This is a genomic window from Chroococcidiopsis sp. CCALA 051 (assembly GCF_003015105.1).
GTDB lineage: Bacteria > Cyanobacteriota > Cyanobacteriia > Cyanobacteriales > Chroococcidiopsidaceae > Chroococcidiopsis > Chroococcidiopsis thermalis.
The window spans coordinates 1-23,648 of sequence record NZ_PYCI01000025.1 but is presented as its reverse complement, the minus strand read 5'-3'; the positions used below and the strand labels follow the sequence as shown (position 1 = coordinate 23,648).

Annotated in this window: 14 protein-coding genes; 10 read left to right on the top strand and 4 right to left on the bottom strand. The window is 44.8% G+C overall.

All coding sequences use genetic code 11. The features are described from left to right. The first annotated feature begins 181 nt into the window (after positions 1–181). From C7Y66_RS08385 to recF, 3 genes are all read left to right on the top strand, one after another. Entirely contained in the window at positions 182–1,381 is a 1,200-nt protein-coding gene (locus C7Y66_RS08385; protein WP_106545216.1) for an anion transporter, read from the top strand. A gap of 207 nt (positions 1,382–1,588) precedes the next feature. Further along, a complete protein-coding gene (locus C7Y66_RS08380) occupies positions 1,589–4,429 on the top strand; it encodes a cation-transporting P-type ATPase (RefSeq protein ID WP_106545215.1) in 2,841 nt (946 codons plus the stop codon). 193 nt (positions 4,430–4,622) lie between these two features. Then, the gene (gene recF, locus C7Y66_RS08375; protein ID WP_233222586.1) at positions 4,623–5,726 is read left to right on the top strand and encodes a DNA replication/repair protein RecF; all 1,104 of its coding nucleotides are present in this window, start codon (positions 4,623–4,625) and stop codon (positions 5,724–5,726) included. A 106-nt stretch (positions 5,727–5,832) separates the two neighbouring features. Here recF and C7Y66_RS08370 read toward each other — a convergent pair whose 3' ends face one another. Genes C7Y66_RS08370 through C7Y66_RS30965 form a run of 3 tightly spaced genes read right to left on the bottom strand, consistent with a single transcriptional unit; the run spans position 5,833 to position 6,903 of the window. Beyond that, positions 5,833–6,297, bottom strand: a complete 465-nt coding sequence (locus C7Y66_RS08370) for an MgtC/SapB family protein (protein WP_015156017.1) — start codon at positions 6,295–6,297, stop codon at positions 5,833–5,835. A 54-nt stretch (positions 6,298–6,351) separates the two neighbouring features. Further along, positions 6,352–6,735, bottom strand: a complete 384-nt coding sequence (locus tag C7Y66_RS08365; protein WP_015156018.1) for a hypothetical protein — start codon at positions 6,733–6,735, stop codon at positions 6,352–6,354. 3 nt (positions 6,736–6,738) lie between these two features. Further along, positions 6,739–6,903: a hypothetical protein gene (locus C7Y66_RS30965; protein ID WP_158265888.1), complete on the bottom strand. Its 165-nt coding sequence runs from the start codon at positions 6,901–6,903 to the stop codon at positions 6,739–6,741. 48 nt (positions 6,904–6,951) lie between these two features. Here C7Y66_RS30965 and C7Y66_RS08360 point away from each other — a divergent pair, with 48 nt between their 5' ends. Beyond that, complete coding sequence (locus C7Y66_RS08360; protein WP_370143930.1) at positions 6,952–8,589, top strand: S8 family serine peptidase; 1,638 nt, start codon at positions 6,952–6,954, stop codon at positions 8,587–8,589. 612 nt (positions 8,590–9,201) lie between these two features. Here the strand turns inward: C7Y66_RS08360 and C7Y66_RS08350 are convergent. Beyond that, positions 9,202–14,469 carry a translocation/assembly module TamB gene (locus tag C7Y66_RS08350; protein ID WP_106545213.1) on the bottom strand — a complete coding sequence of 1,756 codons (5,268 nt, stop codon included), beginning with the start codon at positions 14,467–14,469 and terminating at the stop codon, positions 9,202–9,204. A 147-nt stretch (positions 14,470–14,616) separates the two neighbouring features. Here C7Y66_RS08350 and C7Y66_RS30960 point away from each other — a divergent pair, with 147 nt between their 5' ends. From C7Y66_RS30960 to C7Y66_RS08320, 6 genes are all read left to right on the top strand, one after another. Further along, positions 14,617–14,814: a hypothetical protein gene (locus C7Y66_RS30960; protein WP_158265887.1), complete on the top strand. Its 198-nt coding sequence runs from the start codon at positions 14,617–14,619 to the stop codon at positions 14,812–14,814. Between the two features lie 69 nt (positions 14,815–14,883). Next, positions 14,884–15,282 carry a DUF3110 domain-containing protein gene (locus C7Y66_RS08340; RefSeq protein WP_015156022.1) on the top strand — a complete coding sequence of 133 codons (399 nt, stop codon included), beginning with the start codon at positions 14,884–14,886 and terminating at the stop codon, positions 15,280–15,282. A 117-nt stretch (positions 15,283–15,399) separates the two neighbouring features. Continuing rightward, on the top strand, positions 15,400–16,362 hold the full coding sequence (gene murQ / locus C7Y66_RS08335; protein WP_199197312.1) for an N-acetylmuramic acid 6-phosphate etherase: 963 nt from the start codon (positions 15,400–15,402) through the stop codon (positions 16,360–16,362). A gap of 82 nt (positions 16,363–16,444) precedes the next feature. Further along, on the top strand, positions 16,445–17,974 hold the full coding sequence (locus tag C7Y66_RS08330) for a site-2 protease family protein (RefSeq protein ID WP_106545211.1): 1,530 nt from the start codon (positions 16,445–16,447) through the stop codon (positions 17,972–17,974). Positions 17,975–18,459: 485 nt separating this feature from the next. After that, the gene (locus tag C7Y66_RS08325; protein WP_106545243.1) at positions 18,460–21,456 is read left to right on the top strand and encodes a type ISP restriction/modification enzyme; all 2,997 of its coding nucleotides are present in this window, start codon (positions 18,460–18,462) and stop codon (positions 21,454–21,456) included. Between the two features lie 175 nt (positions 21,457–21,631). Further along, positions 21,632–23,648: dynamin family protein (locus C7Y66_RS08320; protein ID WP_106545210.1), on the top strand; the 2,017-nt coding region annotated here is incomplete at its 3' end.

The window sequence follows — 23,648 nt, the reverse complement described above, 5'->3', positions numbered from 1 at the left end:
ATGAAAATACGTTCCTAATCTGGCATTGAATGAGGATAAGTTGTAAATGGTTACAGTTTTAGTAACTAAGCTAATTTAAAGTCAAAAGTCAAAAGTTAAAAGTTAAAAGCTTGTCCTTGAGCAAAGCGAAGGGTCAAAACTGAGGAGATAGGAGTTATGATTAAACACTCACAAATGACGAATGGCAAATGACCTTTTCCAATACATCATCCTTGGGTTAACTTATTTAGGTTTGGGGCTAGGCTACTTCCCTGGCTTGCGAATGAATCGCGCGACGATCGCTTTTGTGGGGGCGGCTTGTCTAGTTGGTTTTGGTAGTTTTAGTCTCAAAGAAGCTTGGGAGGCGATCGACGCTGGAACGATCGTTTTTCTCCTTAGTATTATGATTGTCAATGCTTACCTTACCAGCGCCGGTTTTTTTCAACTAGCTTTAAATATTTTATTACGTTACACTCGCAGTCCTTTTGGATTACTAACTGCTTTAACATTTGTCAGTGGTTTTTTATCTGCCTTATTTCTCAACGATACGATCGCGCTAATTTTTACGCCTTTAACACTCGCTCTAGCGCTAGTTTTAGAATTCAACCCAATTCCCTATCTTTTAGCATTAGCAGGGGCAACAGATATTGGTTCTGTTGCTACTTTAAATGGCAATCCTCAAAATATTTTAATTGCTTCTTTTTCAGAAATTAGTTATTTAGAATTTACTCAGGCTTTAGCTCCTGTTGCTGTAGTGGGATTGCTCGTACAATTAGGCTGGCTATGGTATTTGTATCCCGAAATTCGTTCTTTGAAACCTATCCTCGACCGTCCCCACATTAGACGCAGACGTATTCTTAAACCCGTACTGTATAAAAGTTTAATTATTACTGGAGGGATGTTAATAGCATTTCTACTCGGCGCACCGCTAGCAGAGTCAGCGTTGGTAGCATCTGGATTGCTTTTAATTACCCGTAGGCTAAAGCCACAGAAAATTCTACCAGCAGTAGAATGGGATTTATTGCTGATGTTTTCTGGCTTGTTTGTACTCACAAACGGTGTTAAAAATCTAAAGTTTCTTCAAAGTTTTACAGTATTAACAGATAGCAACGCCGGATTGTTAAGTGTAACAGTAGTGCTTTCTAATTTAATATCCAACGTTCCAGCAGTATTGTTGTTACAACCATTAATTCCTCAAAATAGCGATCGCGAGTGGTTGTTACTGGCAGCTGGTTCAACTTTAGCTGGAAATATGACGCTTTTAGGTTCGGTGGCAAATATGATTGTGGCTGAAGCTGCGGCAAAACAAGGTTATCGCCTCAGTTTTTGGGAACATTTGCGCTTTGGCTTGCCTTTGAGTCTAGTCACTTTAGGAATTGCTTATTTCTGGCTACAGCAATGATGGCGGTTTTCAATTAGATGCAATACACGTCTTGTAGGGGCGCACAGAGAAAGCGCCCCTACAAATGTCATCCACACAATCGAGAATTGCTATGAGGTGTGAATTACAACTTCTTCCCTTGCTTCCCACCATTCCTTAGAACAGATAGCCTAAATATAGTGCTTAATTTATGATTTAATTCAGCAAGCATTTCTTAGCAAACTATCCATGTCTGCAACCCCTCATCCTAACCCATCCCACGTTTGGCACGCCTTAGAAGTTGATAAAACTATACAAGTCTTAGAGAGCAATGCAGAAGCGGGTTTAAGCTCGTCTCAAGTCAAGCAACGCTTAGAGGAGTATGGAGCCAACGAATTGCAAGAGTCAGGAGGTCGCAGTCCGCTAGCGATCCTGATCGATCAGTTCAAAAATATTATGTTGCTGATGCTAATTGCTGTAGCAATTGTATCGGCAGTGTTAGATATACGCAATAACGATTTTCCCAAAGACGCGATCGCGATTAGTTTAATCGTCGTTCTCAACGGTATTCTTGGCTACGTACAAGAAAGCCGTGCTGAAAAAGCTCTAGCAGCGCTGAAAAAACTGTCTGCTCCCTTAGTCCGAGTTATGCGCGACGGCAAACTCACAGAAGTTGCGGCAAAAGAACTCGTACCAGGGGACATCATGCTGATTGAAGCTGGAGTCCAACTCGCCGCCGATGGCAGGATTATTGAAGAATCAAACCTGCAAATTCGCGAGTCAGCTTTGACGGGAGAATCTCATGCAGTAGAAAAACAGGCAGATATTCAAGTAGCCGAAGAGACAAGCTTGGGCGATCGCGTTAACTTAGTCTATCAAGGTACGGAGGTCACTCAAGGACGTGCCAAGGTTATTGTCACCGGCACGGGAATGCAAACGGAACTCGGTAAAATCGCTGCCCTGCTGCAAGGAGTGGAAAGCGAGCCGACTCCCCTACAACAACGGATGTCACAGTTGGGCAACGTCCTAGTGGCAGGGGCGATGATTTTAGTCGCCTTGGTGGTTGTGGGTGGCGTGCTGCGCTTGGGTTGGGATGCATTTGAAGAACTGCTGCAAGTATCTTTGAGTATGGCAGTTGCCGTAGTCCCAGAAGGCTTACCAGCGGTGATTACCGTGACTCTAGCGCTAGGAACGCAGCGGATGGTGAAGCGCAATGCCTTGATCCGCAAACTGCCTGCGGTGGAGACTTTAGGCAGCGTTACCACAATTTGCTCTGATAAAACAGGGACGCTGACGCAAAACAAAATGGTGGTGCAGGCAGTCGAGTTAAACCAAAAATCTCTGCGAGTAACTGGCGAAGGTTATGCACCCCAAGGAGAATTTTTGAGCGATGGTCGAGCGATTGACGCAGACCGAGATCCAGATTTACAAGCATTGCTAGTTGCCTGTGCCTTGTGTAACGATTCTTTCTTGCAAGAGGAACAAGGACAATGGAAGATTGTCGGCGATCCCACCGAAGGGGCATTGGTAACTTTAGCAGCTAAAGCCGGAATTCAAAAAGACCAGTGGTCGAGCCGCTTGCCCCGCGTTGCTGAATTTCCCTTCTCCTCCGAACGCAAGCGAATGAGCGTGATTTGTAGAACGAGGCAAGAGGCAGGAGGTAGAAGTCAGGAGGTACAAGATTACGCTCTCTCGTCTTTAGCCTCTCATAATTCGGCTTATTTAATGTTTACGAAAGGGTCGCCAGAGTTGACTTTGGAACGGTGCGATCGCATTCATACAGGCGATCGCGCTGTGGCGATTAATGATGCTCAACGGCAGCAAATTCTGGAAAAAAACAACCAAATGGCAAGTCAAGGGCTGCGGGTGTTGGGTTTTGCCTACAAGCCTTTAGCAGAAATACCTCCAGAGAGTTCGGAAGATACTTCAGAACGAGAATTAGTTTGGCTGGGATTAGTAGGAATGCTTGATGCACCCAGACCGGAAGTGAGGGATGCAGTAGCCAGATCTCGCGAAGCTGGGATTCGCCCGATCATGATCACGGGCGACCACCAGTTAACAGCAAGGGCAATCGGAATCGATTTAGGCATTGCTCAAGCAGGCGATCGCGCTGTAACCGGGCAAGAATTAGAACGGATGAGTCAAGCTGACTTAGAACGGGAAGTAGACCAAACAAGTATCTACGCTAGAGTATCTCCCGAACACAAACTTCGGATCGTCCAGGCATTGCAACGCAAGGGTAAATTTGTGGCAATGACGGGAGACGGGGTAAACGATGCCCCCGCCTTAAAGCAAGCAGATATCGGAATTGCAATGGGTATTACTGGTACGGACGTGAGCAAGGAAGCTAGCGATATGGTTTTGCTAGATGACAACTTCGCCACGATCGTCGCTGCCACTGAAGAAGGTAGGGTTGTTTATACCAACATCCGCCGCTTTATTAAATACATTCTCGGTAGTAACATCGGTGAAGTGTTAACCATTGCTGCGGCTCCAATTCTTGGACTTGGCGGCGTACCGCTGTCACCATTGCAAATTCTCTGGATGAACCTGGTAACGGATGGTCTACCAGCGTTAGCTTTGGCAGTAGAACCAGCAGAACCCAACGTCATGAAACGCCCGCCATTTAGTCCCCGCGAAAGCATTTTTGCCCGGGGCTTGGGTTGGTATATGGTGCGGATTGGAATTATCTTTGCCATTTTGTCAATTATTTTAATGGAGTGGGCGTACTTCCACACGCAAGCGAATGTCATTCCGAACGAACTGAGTCGCGATCGCTGGAAAACGATGGTATTTACCACGCTCTGCCTAGCACAGATGGGTCATGCTTTGGCGATTCGCTCCAACACCCGTCTGACAATTCAAATGAATCCGTTGTCTAATCCATACGTTTTAGGAGCTGTAGCGTTAACCACAGTCTTGCAAATGCTACTCATTTACGTCCCACCCTTACGAGCTTTCTTTGGCACTCACTTCATAACTCCGATAGAATTATTAATCTGCTTTGGCTTTAGCAGTTTAATGTTCGTCTGGATTGAGTTAGAAAAGTTGTTTATTAACTGGCAACAGCGCCGGAAAGCGCATAGGTAATAGGTAATGGGTAATGGGTAATGGGTAATGAGTTAAGTCAAAAGTCAAAAGTCAAAAGTCAAAACCGATCGCCACTAACCATCAATTTCATCAATTACCACAAATGACAAATGACGCATGACCAACTACCAACTACCAACTACCAATTACCAACTACCAACTACCAATCAAAATGTTCCTCAAAACCCTCCACTTGAAGCAATTTCGGAATTATCAGGAGCAGCGAGTTGATTTCGTTGCTCCTAAAACAATATTGGTGGGTAATAACGCTCAGGGTAAATCCAATTTATTAGAAGCAGTGGAATTGCTGGCAACATTGCGATCGCACCGTTTGGCACGCGATCGCGATTTAGTTAGGGATGGAGAGGCATTCGGACAAATTCACGCCAAGCTAGAACGACAAGCAGGCATCATCGATCTATCTGTAACTCTGCGCCGTCAGGGGCGGCGGACAGTAGCTCTCAATAGCGAACAATTGCGCCGCCAACTGGATTTTTTAGGTGTCTTGAACGCTGTAGAATTTTCCAGTTTAGATTTAGAACTAGTGCGGGGTGCGCCAGAACAGCGCCGTCACTGGGTGGATACCCTGTTAATCCAGTTAGAACCCGTATACGCCCATATCTTACAGCAATACAATCAGATATTGCGGCAGAGAAATGCATTTTTGAAAAGTAAGGGCGGGTTTCCAATGCCCGTACAGGAGAAGGAAGAATTAGCGGCTTGGGATGCGCAACTAGTAACTATTGGTTCGCGGGTAGTGAGGAGAAGGGCGCGGGCGATCGAGCGTTTAGCACCTTTGGCTGCTGAGTGGCACGCTAGCATTAGCGATCGCGCCGAGGTTTTGCAAGTTCGGTATGCCCCAAATGTACCGTTCACCGCAACCGATCCTGAAGGAGTGCAGCAAGCTTTCTTAGAGAAGATAGAACAAAGAGCGATCGCCGAACAACATCAAAACACAACTTTAGTCGGTCCCCACCGAGATGAAATTGAATTGACAATTAATCAAACTCCTGCTAAGCAATATGGTTCCCAAGGTCAACAGCGCACTTTAGTTTTAGCCCTCAAGCTAGCAGAATTGAAACTGATCGAAGCCGTTGTCGGAGAACCACCGCTATTATTACTAGATGATGTCTTGGCAGAACTCGATCTCAACCGTCAAAATCAACTTCTAGAGGCAATTCAAGACCGTTTTCAAACGTTGATTGCTACAACTCATTTAACTGCCTTCGATTCCCAGTGGCTCCAAGCATCGCAAATTCTCTCAGTTAATGCAGGGCAAATATTCACTGACCAGTGAAGACAGGAGACAGGAGACAGAAGGGGACAAGGGGGACAAGGAAGCAGGGGAGCAGAGGAGAATTTACTAACTCCCGACTCCCAACTCCCGACTCCCGACTTCCCAATTACCCCTTTCTCGGTTGTTCCAGTCTTTTAAATACAGTCAAAACGATCAAAGCCAACACAGAACTAACTAAACCCGTTTGCCATAAGCCGCAACCAGCAGCAATTCCCAAGCCAGCCGAAACCCAAGTTGCTGCCGCTGATGTGAGTCCCCGTACCCGCTCCATACGAGATTGTGATTGAGTTTCGCGCAAAATTTCTCCAGCACCAATAAACCCTACCCCCGCAGCAATTCCTTGAATGACGCGACTAATCGCATCACGTCCTTCTTCTGCTGTCGCGACAATTTGCAATGGAAGCATAATTAGTAATGCCGAACCCAGACTGACTAGCATATGCGTGCGTAAACCCGCTGGTTTGCGACCGATCTGGCGTTCTACACCGAGGATTGCCCCAAATACCAAAGCCATAGCTAGCCTGAAGCAAATACTTAACCAATCGTCAGGGGCAAAAGATATATTAGTCATTCGTTCTTTGTTGCGGTGTAGAGACGTTACATGTAACGTCTCTACATAGATCTGTTAACTATTAACTGTTAAAAATTGGCGCAAGCGCAGCAAGCCTAACGTTTGAGCCAAATTGAGTGGAAGTAAGGATACGCCTTCGATGCGCGATTGTACCCAACCTTCGCCCCAATACCATTCGTGAAATCCATCAATTCCCCCGTGGAGTAACAGGCGCAGACAATTTGGCTTTGCCACTTCTACTTGATGCTCGATCGCTACAGGTCCAATCCAACTAGTAAAAGTCAGACCTGGATGGAGTTGTTCTGGCATTCCTGAAGCTAACCGTTGTGGCGATAGCCATTTTTGCATTTGTTCGGGACGCAACAAACTATCTTTGATTGCTGCTGCTGATGCCTCTACTTCAATCCGTAACTGACTGTTTTGAAAACTACCCCACATAATTTATGACTCCAGTACTAATGCGATCGTAGCTTGTTTAAATGAGTGATGCGTGGTGAGTGGTGAGTGATGCGTGGTGCGTGAAATACTTCCAACTTCCGCGCCGAACGACTCCCGTACGGGCGCACAGCCTTGCGCCCCCAACGACTCCCGACTCTCGACTCCCATTTGTTTTAGAGTAAAGTGTAAAGCTGCATTTCCTAATTGAAGGAGAAATTGGTGAAAAAGCTGGTCTGGGTGACAGGGGGCATTTGTTTGGCGGCTGTAGGGTTGGCGCGTCCGGTGTGGACGCAGGAATCGCTGTCTATCGGAGTCGCGGGAATTGATGCTCAACGGCTGCATGAATTACCTTACAACTTAATTGGGCGGAAAATTGCGATCGGTCAGGTGGAAATTGGACGACCTGGAAAGTTTGGCTTGGATAAGGCGGTTTCCAAACAACCTGCGATCGCCCCAGCTGGCGTGTTTTTGCGTAATGGTGCGGCTAAGGCAAATACGAATATCGACCCCCACGCCCAAAATGTTGCCAGCATTATGATTAGCGATCGCAAAACTCTGGCAGGGATCGCTCCAGGAGCTAGATTATACTCGACTGCGGTAGGTTCGGTGAAGTATGCCGGACAGCCGGAAGAATGTTTATCCGCACAATCGACAGCAAACCGCAATAGCGGTGACGTGCGGGCGATTAATTTTAGTTTTGGTGAAACTTTGGAACGCGACCCGCGACCGGAGGCGAGATTAGATGGTAATTCTCTACTAACTCGCTGTTTGGATTGGTCTAGCCGCGTCCACGATGTGTTGTATGTTATTGCCGGAAATCAGGGGAAGGGCGGAATTCCCATCCCTACCGATAATTACAACGGCATGAATATTGCTTTTTCCTCGCGTCAAGACGGAATTTTCCGCAAAGTTGATGTGACTAATTTAAGTGCCGCTGGTGGCGGTGTTAAGGGTGGATTGCGGGGACGGGAAATGAATCTCGGTACACGGCAGTCTATTAGTTTGGTTGCTCCTGGCAATCGGGTTTTTGCCCTTAACCCCGATGCTAAAGTCAAGGAGGTTACGGGTACGAGTTTTGCCGCACCTCACGTTACAGCTACAGTGGCGCTGTTACAGGAATATGGAGATAAACAGATTAAGATGGCGATCGCCTCTCGCTCCCCTTTCCAAGGGGGGTTGGGGGGATCTACACGGAATTGGAGTTTGGATGCTCGTCGGCATCAGGTGATGAAAGCGGTGTTGCTTAACTCTGCTGATAAAGTACAAGATGCGGGTGATGGCTTGCGATTAGGGATGAGTAAGACGATTATTGACAAACAAAATCGCAATTGGGTAGATTCCGATGCTTACCGTCAGCCCAAAGTTTCTTTAAATTCCGAAATCGGTGCAGGTCAATTGAATGCTTTTCGTGCCTACGAACAGTTTAAAGCAGGTCAGTGGCAATCTTGGCAACCAGTTCCAGCGATGGGGTGGAACTATCGTCAACTCAAAGCTAACTCTGCTGAAGATTACATCCTAGCTGCACCTTTAAAACAAGGTAGTTACGTTGCAATTACCTTGGTGTGGGAGCGCTTAGTAGAATTGAGAGATAAAAATCAAAATGGCAGCTTTGATGTTGGAGAAGATTTTCGCGATCGCGGTTTAAATAATCTCGACCTTTACTTATTAAATGCAGACTCCAACGCTGCTGCTAGTAATATTTGTACCTCAACTAGCGAGGTTGATAGTATCGAGCATATTTTTTGTCCAGTTCCCACTACAGGCAGTTACAAAATTCGCGTCCAATTTCGCCAACAAGTAAATCAACCCTCTCAACCTTACGCGATCGCCTGGTGGACTGTACCTACTAAGTAAGTCAAATGTGAAAAGTTAAAAGTCAAAAAAGTGAAACTTCTCAACTTTCTAACTTTCTATTTGGAGAAGACGAGGAGCTTCAGACTCAATTATTGGTACGCTTAAAGCTGGCTTAATACTTTCGAGTTTCCGAGTCTTTGGAGCTGTCAACAAAGACAGTAGCTTAGGCAAGCTGAGACACAGAGCCATGTTAGCAAAAGTTAGAACTAGACAATCGATAAAATTCATAGCTGCAATTGCCTCCCTAAAAATTCCCACTAAACGCTATGCGTTTCTTGGATATCTCTTTAGTTTGCAGCATGTTTAACCCAAAAGATCGAATCAATACTTTTGAGTTTCTTTTCACTGCGATAAGCTAACTTTATTAATCTATTTGTTGCTATTGCCTGTATATTTAAAATATAACCTTCTTTGTAACAGAATAGAAATATAAAAGAAGATTTATAGTAATTCAAGCAAAAAGAGAATAAATTAGAACCAGTCAATTGTCTACAAGCAAGATTAGCCAAAACTTTTTCATTTGCTCCCTACTCCCTGCTCGTGCGCTCCCCAGTATATTAGTGAAATTTGAGTGTAGGGTGGGCAATGCCAACCTTACTATGACAATGGGATTTAAAACTGCACTTCATACTCAACCACAGCTTGCGTATCGTCGGCAAAATCTGTCGCGGCGCGGACGCGGGTGTTGTCGTTCAAGCGATAGCTCAAACCGAATTGAGCTGGTTGTTGTGCAGTTAAGAATGTCAAAACCGAGACATAAGCATTGCGCGTGATATCAACGCCAGCCTCAGCCGCTAGACCAAGAGTAGAAGAGCGCGATCGCTCCTCATTAGAAATAGAAGTGGGGAATAAACGCAGCTCTGATAAACCCAAGGCATTGCCAATGTCGGTAAACGTATTTTGAAAGTTACCTAATATAGCTGTTCCTGCCAGATTAACTAGTCCCGTCGCCGTATCACCACCACCCTGTCCTGCCAAGGTTTGCGCGAAACCACCACCAATTAGAGCGATAATCTCTGATTGACTGCGGGAAGGGCTACTTGTCAGTTCCAAATTTTCAAATAATTGGCTAGCTGGTCCTTTAGCTACTGCCCGCACGCGAACGGTATTTACGGAACCGATATCTGTAGATAAGGTGTTGTCAGAAATCTCGCTGCTGATAACAGAAGAAGGGACTTGCGATCGCGTCACTTCTGGTACTGATGCGATCAATCGCACGTCAAGGGTTGGATCGAGAGCTTGTTTTGGTGTAAAAGTTGCTTTTTGTTCGTAGCCCCGCTCCAACTCAAATTGAGTCGTAAATAAATTGACGCTACCACGTTCTAAATTGATAGTTCCTTGAGGACGCAAATCGCCCAGCATACCGTTTACCACTAAAGTTCCAGCCGCTTGAAAGTCAAGAATCGGTGGTAACGTTACCGACACATTATTTCCTAAAGTCAGCCGCAGATCGTTCAACTCTATAGGTGCTTCAGCAGCTGGAGCCGGGGCTGTTCCCCCTTGTCCCCCTTGTCCTCCTTGTCCCCCTTGTCCCCCTTGCGCCCCAGGCGTAGCCGGGGCATTGCTAGTTGGCAGAAAAACTTGACCGTCCGCCAGTAGAACTTGACCCCCGATTGTGGGATTAAGTGCGGAGCCAGTCACAGTGACTTTACCGTCAACGCCTCCTTGATATAAATTGGGTAAATTCAACCTCAGCCGATCTAAAGAAACGGTAAGGGGATTAGCGGCATCTGGGTCATTTGCTGCTAGATTCTCAAAAATCGGAATTACGCCTTGGGCAACCACCTGACCCCTGGAAAAATCACCCTGAATCCCTTCAACGGCAATTCTGTCTTGATTAAATAGCGCTCTACCATTGACATTTCTTAATGGATCTGTTAGAGCCGCAGCAGTGATGGTGGCATTCTTGACTTGGGCAATTCCCTTTGCTTCCGGCTGCTTGAGAGTACCGCGTACTTGCAGTTGAACTTGTCCTTCACCGCCTTTCCACGCTACTTGGTCGGTTAAAACATTGAGTAAGGCTAGTCCTTGATTTTGAACATTGACATCTAACCGAATCTGCTCGTCATCTGGCTTCACGGAGGCGAAAGGTAATTGTAAGGGAATACTACCAGTCGCCATTAATGGGTCGGGTCCAGCAATCAGAATGTTGCTACCGAAACCGAGACGGGCATTAGCATAACTGAAACTTGCTGCTGCCGATTCTACAGGATTTTGATTGATCGTGCCTTCGCTGAGTTGAAATTCTCCGACTGCTAAGGGGTTCTCGGTACTACCAGCGATGGTTGCTGTACCGTCCACATTACCTGTCACGGCGATCGGTAATTCGACAAAATCATTGAGTAGGCTTAATGGAAAGCCCCTGACTCGTAACTGACCTGATTGCTGTTCGCTGCTAAAACGACCAGTCAAAGCTACAGCGGTGTTTTCGTCCAATCGTACCCGCACGGGAAGTAGGGTTAGCACTCCTTCATTAAAGTTACCAGCAGCAACGAGGCGATCGGCGGTATATTTGCCCCACTGCCATTTATCCCCTCTCAAATTGAAATCAGCAGCAATGCCTTGTTGGGGAGAACTACTAGCAGTAATTTCGCCGCCAAAAGTTCCCTGAAGTTCAGCTAAAGCTGGAACTGGAAAAGCATCCTCACGTTGCTGGCGCTGCTGTTGGAGTAAAACTAAAACTTCCGAATAACGACGTAATTGAGTTAATAGCGATCTATTTGGTGCGCCGACTTGTAAAATTCCTAAATCTTTTGCTGTAGCATAATCAGGAGGCTGAAAACCGCGTTGCAGATCTTCAAAGTCATAGATTTGCAGGGCGCTGAGGATATCTTGAATGTTGCCTTGGGCGATATTCGCTTTAGCTTGAAATTGAGGACCTTGAGGAGTTTGGTTGAAGCTACCTGCTAAAGCATAGCGGCTTTGACCTTTGACAAATTCACCATTAGTCAGCGTTCCGCCACCGTTCCCATAACGAAATTGTGCCGCTAAGCGATCGCCCTGCAATCTACCTATACCAGGTTGTGCTACAGCTACATCTCCTTGGGCGGCTAGACGGTCGGGATTTACCGTCAAATCGGCTGATAAAATTCCGCTGACTGGACCCGTGAGGTAGGGGTTAGCTGGTGCAGACAGATTCAGCACCCGTAACGGAAAGTTCTCGACATTGACCAATAAATTCTCGCCTTGACTTCTCCCAGTGGCGATCGCCTCATCCAATCTCACCGTAAAATTATTCGGGCGATAGTCGGGTTTGAGATTGACAGCAACGCGATCGTTTTGATTCCCAACTAAATCTAAATTTAATCCCCTGCCCGGTTGCAGCCGCAAATCTCCCGCTAATAGCGGGTCGAAAGCTACGTTGTTGACGGCAAAGTTTTGCAGCCGCACGTTACCTACAACATTCGGTACTGGTAAATTGCCCGTAACCTGTCCGACAAAACTGACTCTACCCGCCACGCTACTATTAGGTGGCAACTGTACGGGAGCGTTTTTGAGGTCGTAGTCCCGCACTTTGACGTTAAAATTTAACCCTGTTATCGAGGCAACATTTTGCGGGTCAACACTAACTCTGCCGTTCGCTTGAATATTTCTAGATGTGAGTTGGGGAATATTTAAAGTGTTGCCATTCCAATTTAAGGAAGCAGTTAGGGGTTGTCCGATTAACTCCTCCGACAAGCGGACTTGTCCCGCTGCTGTAATTCCTGCCGGACTGAATTCGCTGACGGTTCCGGCTAAGTTGGCATCTCCTGTCAGTAAACCTCGTAATTGTGGATTAAATCGATTGAGCTGGATTCCATTCGTATTAACTGCTACTTGCCAGCGACCGTTATTCAGTTGAATATCCCTAGCGTTAACTGTACCTCCGGCAACATTTAACCTCCCCGTGCCGCTACCCCGTAAAGTTTCTGGAGTAAAAGCAGTGGTACTCCCCGATAGATTTAGCCTTCCGTTCAGAGTTCCTTCATACTGAGGAGGTACGGGGGCGAGACGTTGCAATTGTAAGTCAGTTGCTTGCAGTTGAGTTTGCCAGCGTCCGGCGGCTACTTGGATACTAGGGACTTTAATCGTACCCCCACCAATCCCCGTTAATTGACCCGCACCTGTAGCAGTGAGTTGTTGCGGTTTAGCTGGGTCGAGCGTACCAGCTAGATTAAACGTACCATTTACCGGATTTTGCAAGCTGGGCGGGACTTGGGTTAACTGTCCCAATCTCACCCCAGTGGCTTTAATTGCTGCTTTCCAACGTTGGTTGACCAACTCCCCAGCCGCCGAAACATCACCTCCAGCCACGCGGAAAATTGTATCGCGTAGGAAGAGGTTGTTGGCGTTGTAAATCACCAGTTGTCCTTTACCTGGATATGTTGCTTGGGGTGCTTGCCAATTGACAACTGTACGGGGTTTATCTGGCGTACCTGTAACTTGGGCTTGGGCGGTGACAATTCCCACTTTCGCAGCTTGGTTAGTTACGCCGTAGGCTTTGGCGATCGCATCCCCTGGAATATTATTAGCAATAAATTTAAAATCTAAACCTGCTGTCTGTTCTGGTTTCAGGGCTAATTTCAGCGTTCCGCCACCCGTCACCTTGCCCCCAGCGGCAGGCGTAGCTGATATATTGGGAAAATTTAACGTTCCTGCTGCCGTATTGAGGGTAAAATTCGTACTAACTCGACTGACATCTAATCGATCTAACCGAACTGGTTTGATGTTTACTACATCTCCGGTCAAAACAGCCGCTTCTACGGGTCCTGTCAGTTTGACTTGCGATCGAAAAACACCATCAATGGGTACGGGTACTTGTAGATTTAAACTAGAAATTGCGGCGGCGGCGCTGACAGCATCGACGTAAGCCGAGAGATTAAAACCTTTTTCTATATCAAGGGAACCCTTAGCTACAGCTGGAATTTTGCCATAGCTACTAGCAACGTTATCTAGGTAAATTTCCGTTCCCTTAAACTGCAACCTTCCCTGAGAATTATTAAAGGCTTGCGGTAGTTGATTAACTTGAGCTGTAACCTTGTTTAGGTCGGCAGTACCATATAAACCCAACAGTTTTACAGGAGTGAGTTCGGCTTTAAAATCGCTGTTGACTCGACCACCTTGAATAACTAACGGCAATTCAATCAGCCGCGTTAGATCGGAAGCTAGAAATTCTTGCGTATTAATATTGATACTAGCTCGTCCCGACTCGGCGCGAAAATCTCCATCAAGCTTTAGCTCTCCTCCTGTCTGCGGTTTCCCAGCTAAATTGAAATTAATCAGATTATAGTTTTCGCGAAAAGTTGCTTCTCCGTTAACTTGATTTAATGTGACAGTGTTACGTGGCGTAGAACGAGTTAGTTGTTGAACGTTAGACACTAAAATTGCTTGAGCATTCCGCCAGCCAAGCCGATTGAGGGCAATTTGAATTGGACCTCCCGCCTCACCACCCGTAGCAATATCAGTATTGACCCAGCGCCCTTGGGTATCTTGCTGCACGTAGGCTTTTGGGTTAACAAGCGTGACATCTAAGGGTAAAGTGCGAGTCAAAAGCACTGATAAGGGGTTGTAGCTTACCTCCACTGCTTCGATTGATGCCGTATCCGGGTCGGTAGCAGTAGCCGGAACAGAAGTAGCACCCAAGCGTAACCCCGTCAAACCAAACCGTTCGACGCGCCCGACTTTAATCGGTCGTTTCAGGGTTTGGGAAAGATTTTTTTCGACAAGTGGCGATAGCTGTTCGTAAATGAATCGATTTATCCACCACGCACCCGCTGCTACCCCCACCAATATTGGTACGCCAATAGCAACAGTAGTCCGACTAAATAAGATATTCTTGAGACGGTTGGGTCGAGGAGACTGTTGAGAATCTTCAGTTTCCGGCTCAGTGAAATTAGACATAACCCCTCACGGCTGATCTGGACGGCTGGAGCTAGTGGCAAAAACCCACACCTGGGAGCAGCGCCAACTTTAAGGATAATTCAAGAATTTAAATGTGAAATTATCGTTACGGGATTGTTAACATCTATTTGCACAAAATAACCAAAGATGTTATCCGTTCATCAAAAAAACTGCGTCTACACAAAGGTATACAAGAGGGAGTCGGGAGCAGGGAGAAGAGAGCGGAGAGAGCAGAGGAGCAGGGGAGCAGAGGAGCGACAACAAACAACCAACAACCAATTACCAATGACCAATTACCAACTACCAATTTCCCACACCCTACACCCCTTCTTCACTGACAACTGATAACTGATTAAGATTATGGTTAACAAGAAACAAAGGGATGACTGAAGGTAAATTGGAACGGAGAGAGTTATGATTGCACCCATGCGTGTATTTGTGTTACTGTTTAATGCCCGCACGGAAAATGAGGGCATTCATACTATTCAAACAGGCGATCGCAATAAGGTATTGATGTTTGAATCAGAAGATGATGCAGCACGTTTTGCCTTAATGCTAGAAGCACAAGATTTTCCCGCTCCTACGGTGGAAGCGATGGATACAGAGGAAATCAAGGATTTTTGCGACAGTGCTGGCTATGACTGGGAAGTTGTTCCAGAAGGTGCGCTTGCACTTCCACCAGAAATCAACATAGAGCAAACCGACTGGCAACTAGATGATGAAGATAAACCCTTAGTCGAAGAAAAGTCTGACTCAGATATGTCCGATACTGAGTTGGATAGCATTAAGCGGCGGTTGGAAGGCTTATTGTGAAAGGTGAAAGTGGGACAAGAGAGACAAGGGAGACAAGGGAGACAAGGGAGACAAGGGAGACAAGGGAGACAAGGGAGACAAGGGAGAGAAATTTGATAATTTAACGATCGATGACCGATGACCAATTACCAATTACCAATTACCAATTACCAATTACCAATTATGGATCGCGGTCATCTACTAACAGAACAGGTGAATCCTAACAGTCAAAACTTAGACCGACTAAGTTGTTTGGAGTTGGTAGAGTTATTTAACTGCGAGGATGCGAAAGCAGTAGCGGCGGTGGCAGAGGCAAAGCAAGAATTAGCTGAGGCGATCGCCCGCACGTCAAGAGCGTTGCGTCACGGAGGACGGCTGTTTTATATTGGGGCGGGAACGAGTGGACGTTTGGGTGTATTGGATGCATCAGAATGTCCGCCAACGTTTTGCACGCCGCCAGAAATGGTACAGGGAATTATTGCTGGGGGTGCGGCGGCTTTAGTTCGCAGTTCGGAAGATTTGGAGGATCGGGCGGAGGATGGCGCAGGTGCGATCGCCCAACATAAAATTACTCAGTTAGATGTCGTTATCGGTATTACAGCGGGAGGAACCACGCCTTACGTCCAGGGTGCTTTACAAGCAGCCAGAGCTAGAGGAGCTACAACCATTTTTATTGCCTGCGTACCCCAAGAGCAAGTTCAAATTGATGTGGATGTGGATATTCGCCTATTGGTAGGAGCGGAGATTTTAGCAGGTTCGACGCGACTCAAAGCCGGAACTGCTACCAAATTGGCATTAAATATCATTTCTACGGGGACGATGGTGCAGTTGGGCAAAGTTTACGGCAATCGCATGGTAGATGTTGCCGTCACAAATAATAAGTTACGCGATCGCGCTTTACGCATTTTACGCGACCTCACCGATTTAGAAGCCGATGCAGCTGAAACATTACTCGATCGCAGTGGCAAATCGGTAAAATTAGCCTTATTAATGCATTGGACGGGGTTAGAAAAAGAAGCAGGCGATCGGTTGTTGGTAGAACACAAGGGTAATCTGAGGGCTGCGGTTGCAAGTTGTAAAAATTCCATAATTAGCACATAGACTCCCGACTCCCTCATTTTCCAAGGGTGACGCACTCCGCTACAGTAGACTTATTGCTCCCTAGCTGCGATCGCAATCCACAATGTTTACTCCGGCATCAGAAACCCCCATCATCCTCACCGTTGTCTTGGTTGCACTCGGTATCTTGGGTTGGGGCTTTATCAGGGCGAGGAAATTTGGCAAACTCGGTATCCTCGCCTGGTTACAGTCAGTAGTGCTGATTTCTCCCTGGCTGCTATTCTTTGGCTTATTCGCCACCGGAATTTATCTCAATTTGGCGGGAGTGTTGCTGTTAATCGTCGCTTCGACAGCTATATATGTCTTTCTCGGCAATCGCCTCCGCGCCGCTGGACAAGATGCCATTCTCCGCGCCAAAGCTACAGAAAAGCTGGCAGGTAACTCGACAACCCCAGAACCAAATGCAGCAGATGATGGTTCGGTTAAGGCAGTAGAAATACTGAATAAGCCGGAGGTAATGCCCATCCCAGATGAAGACCTGACCGCGATTCGCGGTATTTTTGGCATCGACACGTTTTTTGCTACAGAGTCAATTCCCTATCAAGATGGCGTAATTTTCAAAGGCAACCTACGCGGAGAACCAGAAGCAGTTTACAATCGCCTCAATACAACTTTGCAAGAACGCATGGGAGCGAGTGAAACGGCTCCAGAGAAACCTCGCTATCGCTTATTTTTAGTGGAAAATGTCGATGGTAGACCAGTCGTCATCGTCCTTCCTAGCCGCAACGACCCTCGTTCCTCAACCGTAGGACAAAAAATTTTCGCGCTAGTCCTGTTTCTTGCTACCATTGCCACAAGTTTAGAAACTGCTGGTATTCTGCAAGGATTCGACTTCTTTACAATTCCAGGTCGTTTCCCCGAAGCTTTGCCAATTGCATTGGGAATTCTGGCTGTTTTAGCCGCCCACGAAATCGGACATCGAGTATTAGCCCAGCGCTACCAAGTTCGCCTCAGTCCTCCCTTCTTCCTGCCAACGCTGCAAATTGGAGCATTTGGAGCAATTACGCGGATTGAATCGCTGCTAGCTAACCGCACAGCCTTATTTGATATTGCTATAGCTGGTCCCGTAGCTGGGGGTGTTGTTTCCTTACTCATGCTGTTTGCGGGTTTAATCCTCTCGCATCCTGGCAGTATGTATCAAGTCCCGTCACAATTTTTTCAAGGCTCAATTTTAGTCGGAGCCTTATCTAAAGTTGTGTTAGGTTCTGCCGTCAACCAAGCTTTGGTAGACGTTCACCCGCTGACAATTATCGGCTGGTTAGGGTTGGTAATTACAGCGCTGAATCTGATGCCAGCCGGACAGTTAGATGGCGGGCGAGTCGTACAAGCAATTTACGGACGCAAAACCGCCGGACGCACGACTTTTGCAACGGTTATCGTTTTGGCGATCGCATCTTTAGCTAATCCGTTAGCTTTATACTGGGCAGTTGTTATCCTTTTCTTGCAACGAGATTTAGAGCGCCCTAGCCTGAATGAGTTAACAGAACCAAATGATGCTAGAGCCGCTTTAGGTTTGTTAGCGCTGTTTTTGATGATAGCTACCCTCTTACCTCTTACACCCGCATTAGCAGGACGCTTAGGAATCGGTGGTTAAAAGAATTCTCAAAGTCCCCCTTTTGAAGGGGGATTTAGGGGGATCTCCAAGTCCCCCTTTTGAAGGGGGATTTAGGGGGATCTCATAACCGTTTTCAAATCGCATGAAATACATAATTTGCAGGGGCGCACAGCTGTGCGCCCCTACCAGTTTCATACACGCAATTTCATCCCACCATATATTACCAATACCCTCAAAATTTGGACGAACTAAAAACTTGACTTCACACTTTCCACATCATACTTTTTAAATTTTTTATATATCTAATCTTACTTTTATAAAGTTATTAATAGCAGATATACATTTTTTCCAAATCCGATATTTCAGCAAAATTCCATCATAAAAATAACAATAATTCCTCGTAAAAATTCAATAAGAAATCTGTAGAAGCGCTGAAAATAAGAAACCCTAAATTTCACTGAAGCGCTTGAATTTTGCCTGAGCCAGACTTGAACTCAACGAGTTCTATTAAAGTCTTTGGCTTTGTGTCAAAAGTTCTAATTAGTCAATATCAAGCAGAAAGAGCAAGAATTATCCGCTCTGAAGAAACGTTTCAGCCAGATTCTCTCAGAATTGCTTTTCAAAAACTATTACATGAATACTGTGAGAGTCAAGATTTTCAACTAATTCTAGAATTAGATTATCAAACTAGAGTTGGTAGAGTTATTTATCCTAACGGTACAGTTAAAGATGCTCTGCGCCTAAATTGGGGTTATTGGAATAGAGAGGCTAATAATTTAGATCGAGCAATTGAAAATAAACTATCCCAAGGTTACCCAGATAGCAATATTTTATTTGAAGACTCGCAAACAGCAGTTTTAATTCAAGCTGGAACTGAAGTTATGCGCGTTTCCATGCAAGATGGAGACGCACTAGAGCAAATTCTCAATCGTTTTCTCAACTATGTTCCTCCAGAGGTTAGAGATTTTTGCGCTGCTATTGAGACGTTCAAGCAAGACTTACCAACAATTCTCAATACACTAAGAGATATGTTGGAACAACAAAGCGCTAGCAATCCAGAATTTCAAAGGGCAAAACATCAAATTTGGGAAATTTGCAAAGAATCAATTAATCCTGACATTACTTTATTAGATATTCGGGAAATGATGATTCAGCATATTTTAACAGAAGATATTTTTAGCAGTATGTTTAATGAATCTCAATATTATCGGGAAAATAGTATTGCTCGCGAATTACAACGAGCTTTAAATACTTTTTTTACTAGTAGTACAAAAAACAATTTACTGAGTACTATCGAACGTTACTATGGTGTGATTAGAAAAACTGCTACTAATATCTACAACCATTCTGAAAAACAAAAGTTTTTAAAAGCTATTTATGAAAACTTTTATCAAGCATATAATCCTCAAGCAGCAGATCGCTTGGGGATTGTTTATACACCGAATGAGGTGGTTCGCTTTATCATCGAAAGCGTAGATTATTTACTAGAACGGCATTTCCACAAGAAATTAGCTTCAAAAAATATTGAAATTCTCGATCCTGCAACTGGTACGGGAACGTTTATCACTGAACTAATTGAATATTTACCAAAAAACAAACTGACATATAAGTATAAAAACGAAATTTTTTGTAACGAGATTGCAATTTTACCTTATCACATAGCTAATCTGAATATTGAATTTACTTACAAGCAAAAAATGAGTAGGTATGAAGAATTTAAAAACATTTGTTTTGTCGATACTCTAGAACATGCCTTTTTTCAAGAAGGTAAACAAGAAGATTTATTTAGCTTAAGTATAGAAAACAACGAACGCATTCAACGCCAAAATAATCGTACCATTTCTGTAATTATTGGCAATCCTCCATATCATAGCGATCGCAACATTAGTTATCCCACGATCGATCGCCGCGTGAAAGAGACTTATATTAGAAATAGCCAAGCGCGGAAAACAAAAGCATACGATCTATACGCTAGATTTCTGCGTTGGGCATCCGATCGCTTGGGTAAAAATGGTATTATCGCTTTTGTTTCTAATAATTCTTTTATTGATGCTCGGACTTACGATGGTTTAAGAAAAGTTATTACTGAAGAATTCAACGAAATTTATATTATTAATCTTAAAGGAAACGCTCGAACGAGTGGCGATCGCAGGCATCGAGAAGGAGGTAATATATTTAATGATAAAATTCGTGTGGGAATTGCCGTCTATTTTCTAGTTAGAAAAGAAGGCGATCGCAATTGTCAAATTTATTACCACGCTCTCCCTGACTATGCTACTACAAAAGAGAAAAATATTTATCTAGCCGAACGCAAGTTTTTAGAAATTCAATTCGAGCAGATCGTACCAGATGCAAATAATAATTGGCTCGATCGAGTAGACAATGATTTTTATGCTCTCATACCTGTTGCAGATCGCGACACTAAGTTTAGTAAAGATCGACGAGAAGCAAGAGCAATCTTTAAATTGTTTACCCTTGGGGTTATTACTGCTAGAGATGAATGGGTTTATGCCGAATCAGAAACGGCGCTAGAATCAAAAGTTAGGTACTTCATTGGTATTTATAATCAAGCAGTTGATAACCGAAACACACGGGAAAATCTCGATCGCACTATCAAATGGACGAGGAGATTAAAACGGTATCTAAATCGAGGAATAAGCTATCAATTTAAAACTAACAATATTCGAGACTGTTTGTATAGACCATTTGTGACTAAAAAATTGTATTTTAGTCCAGAGGTGAATGAGATGCAATATCAACTAGGGCAAGTATTTGATCGGAACTGTCAAAATTTGCTGATTGGTTTTACTGCACCTGGTTCGACTAAATCATTCATGACTTTAGCTAGCGATCGCATTCCAGATTATCATCTGATCGGTGATTCGCAATGCCTTCCTTTATATTGCTACGATGAAAATGGCGATCGCGTTGATAATATTACAGATTGGGGACTAGAGCAATTTCAAAATTATTATTGTAGAGACGTTAGATGTAACGTCTCTACAATTACCAAATTGGATATTTTTCACTATACCTATGCCGTTCTACACTATCCGGCTTATCGCGCAAAATATCAGCAGAATTTAAACAGAGACTTTCCTCGCCTACCTTTCTACAATAACTTTTGGCAGTGGGTGAATTGGGGTCAACAGTTGTTGAAATTACATATTCATTATGAAACTGTAGCACTCCACCCTCTCCAGCGCATCGATCTCCCAACATGCAGCGCTATGAAGGTGAAACTGAAAGCAGATCGAGATCGAGGCAGAATTATTATAGATACGGTGACAACCTTAGAAGGCATTCCTACATCTGCTTGGGAATATATGTTAGGAAACCACTCAGCTTTAGAGTGGGTGTTAGAGCAATATAAAGAGAAGAAACCTAAAGATGCAACTGTAGCTGCCAAATTCCATACTTATCGCTTTGCCAATTATAAAGAGCAAGCGATCGCGTTACTGCAAAGAGTTTGTACTGTCAGTGTCGAGACAATGCGGATCGTGCGGGAAATGAGCAGTTAGTAAAACTATCATTTAGAACATAGATAAGAAGGGGCGCACAGCTGTGCGTCCCTTCTTACATTTTGCGTATCAAAAAAGGCGCGATCGCGCAATTCGTATATTTACTGAAGTGATTAGAAAATTGTTAAGCCAAAATCAACGCAAGTGGACTTACCATTTTGCGAGATAACAGGCAATGATTGTTCCAGCGCCTCAGCCTAACGTACAAAATTTGCAACAAGAAGCGATCGCTTTATTCAAGGAAATTAGTTTCTTGATGGATAACGCCGCCAGCGCTCTCAGCACTGATAGTTCTAGTGATAAGTACAAAGACTTTCAGCAAGAGGTCTTGAGTGTATCTCACAATGTGGAAAAATTAGAGCTAATGATGGCGATCGTTGCGCCGATGAAGGCTGGTAAGTCCACAATTATCAACGCCATTGCCGGACAGGAAATTCTTCCTAGTCGCAATGCAGCAATGACAACCCTACCAACACAAATTATTTTTAACCCGGATTTGACTCAGCCAACCTTAACCCTGAGTCCCGAAATTATTTCTGTTTATCAACAGACGCTTCAGGCTTTACAAACAAAGATTCAAACTTTGGGAATGCAGCGCATCCAAGACAAGATCGCGCAATATCCTCATTTACAAGATTTGCTGCCCAAAATTCAAGACCCCACAAGTCTACAGTTGCAAGAAATAACCTCTGGACGAGAGGAAATTATTCAGGTATTGATGAGTTTGAACGATATCGTTCGCCTTTGCAATACCATTGACCCATCTACAGACCCCTTGGGAAAGCTTACAGAAGTTCCCTGCATTCAGGTTCCAATGGGGCGATCGCGCAGCCTATCTCCAGCGGATACAGCTAATAATAAGCCAGATCTACTAGGCAATTTGGTTATTGTCGATACCCCTGGACCCAACGAAGCGGGAGAAAATCTCAAACTTGCTACAGTAGTCGCCGAACAACTCAAGCAAAGTTCGATGGTATTGATCGTACTAGACTTCACCCAGTTGAAAACAGAAGCAGCCGAACAGGTAAAACGGGACGTACAAAGAGTTATCGATCTACGGGGTAAAGATAACCTGTATATCTTGGTCAACAAAGTCGATCAACGGCGCGAAGGCGACATGACTTCAGAACAGTTGCGCCAATTTATCGCAGCGGAATTTGGCATTGGCGATGACGACACGAACCAAGTCTTTGAAGTCTCAGCTAGAAGGGCATTTTCTGCCGCTCACTTTACCCACGAACTAGAGCAGCACCCCGAGCTTACTCTGAGTGAGATCCCCGCAGCACGGGTATTAGCTCAAGAAGTCTTCGGGATTGATTGGGAAGAAGAACTAGCAGAAGTTACCTCGGAAGAAATTCGGAAAAAAGCTCAAAAATTATGGAACAAATCTGGATTTGAGCCATTCTTAGAAAAAGCTGTAAAAGCATTGATGGAGCGCGCTGCACCTAAGTGTTTGAAATCTGCCCTTAATCTCGGTCGCAGTCGTTTGGTACAACTAAGGGATGAAGTCAAGCTCCGCAGTAGTGCCATTTGTCAAGACGCAGAGAAATTGCAGTTAGAGTTATATGCGCTAGAAGCCGATTTGCATCGCCTTGAATTGTGTCGCAGCCGCCTCAAGGATGTCGATTCGATCAAATCTCAACTGCATCAAAATCTCCACGAACTTTTGCAAGTGCTGAAAAAAGAAGCAACTGTGAATTTAGAAATTTTCTTTGCCAAAGAAGAGTACCAACGGGCTGACTTAATTAAAAAGATGGATATGAGAGCGCGGGAACTTTTCTTAACTAATATTGGTGACTTTGAACTTTTTCCTAAGTGGGTATCGTCACGCCTTAAATCGCAAGTTGAGTTTAAAACTTCTGGTTTATTTGAATTTGAGAGTCCCGAAGTAGCAGAAGAGTTTGTCGATCAGGCAGTCACTTATGTTAAACAGAGGGCAGATAGTTTATTAAGCAGCGTTCGCGATCGCACGAGTCAAGAAATCGAACAGGCGCGTCAAAGCCTATTAGATCTTCTAGAACAAGAAACAAAGCCAATTATTGAAGGAGCTTGTCAGCGATTAAATGAAGCTTTCAACTTAGATTTATCTCTGCCGACAATGCAGTGGGAGTCTTTTGAGACAATGGGTTTTGTCAGACCTCCAGTTAAAAGGCAAAGTCGATTTGTCGATCGCGGTAATGTGGAAGTATTAA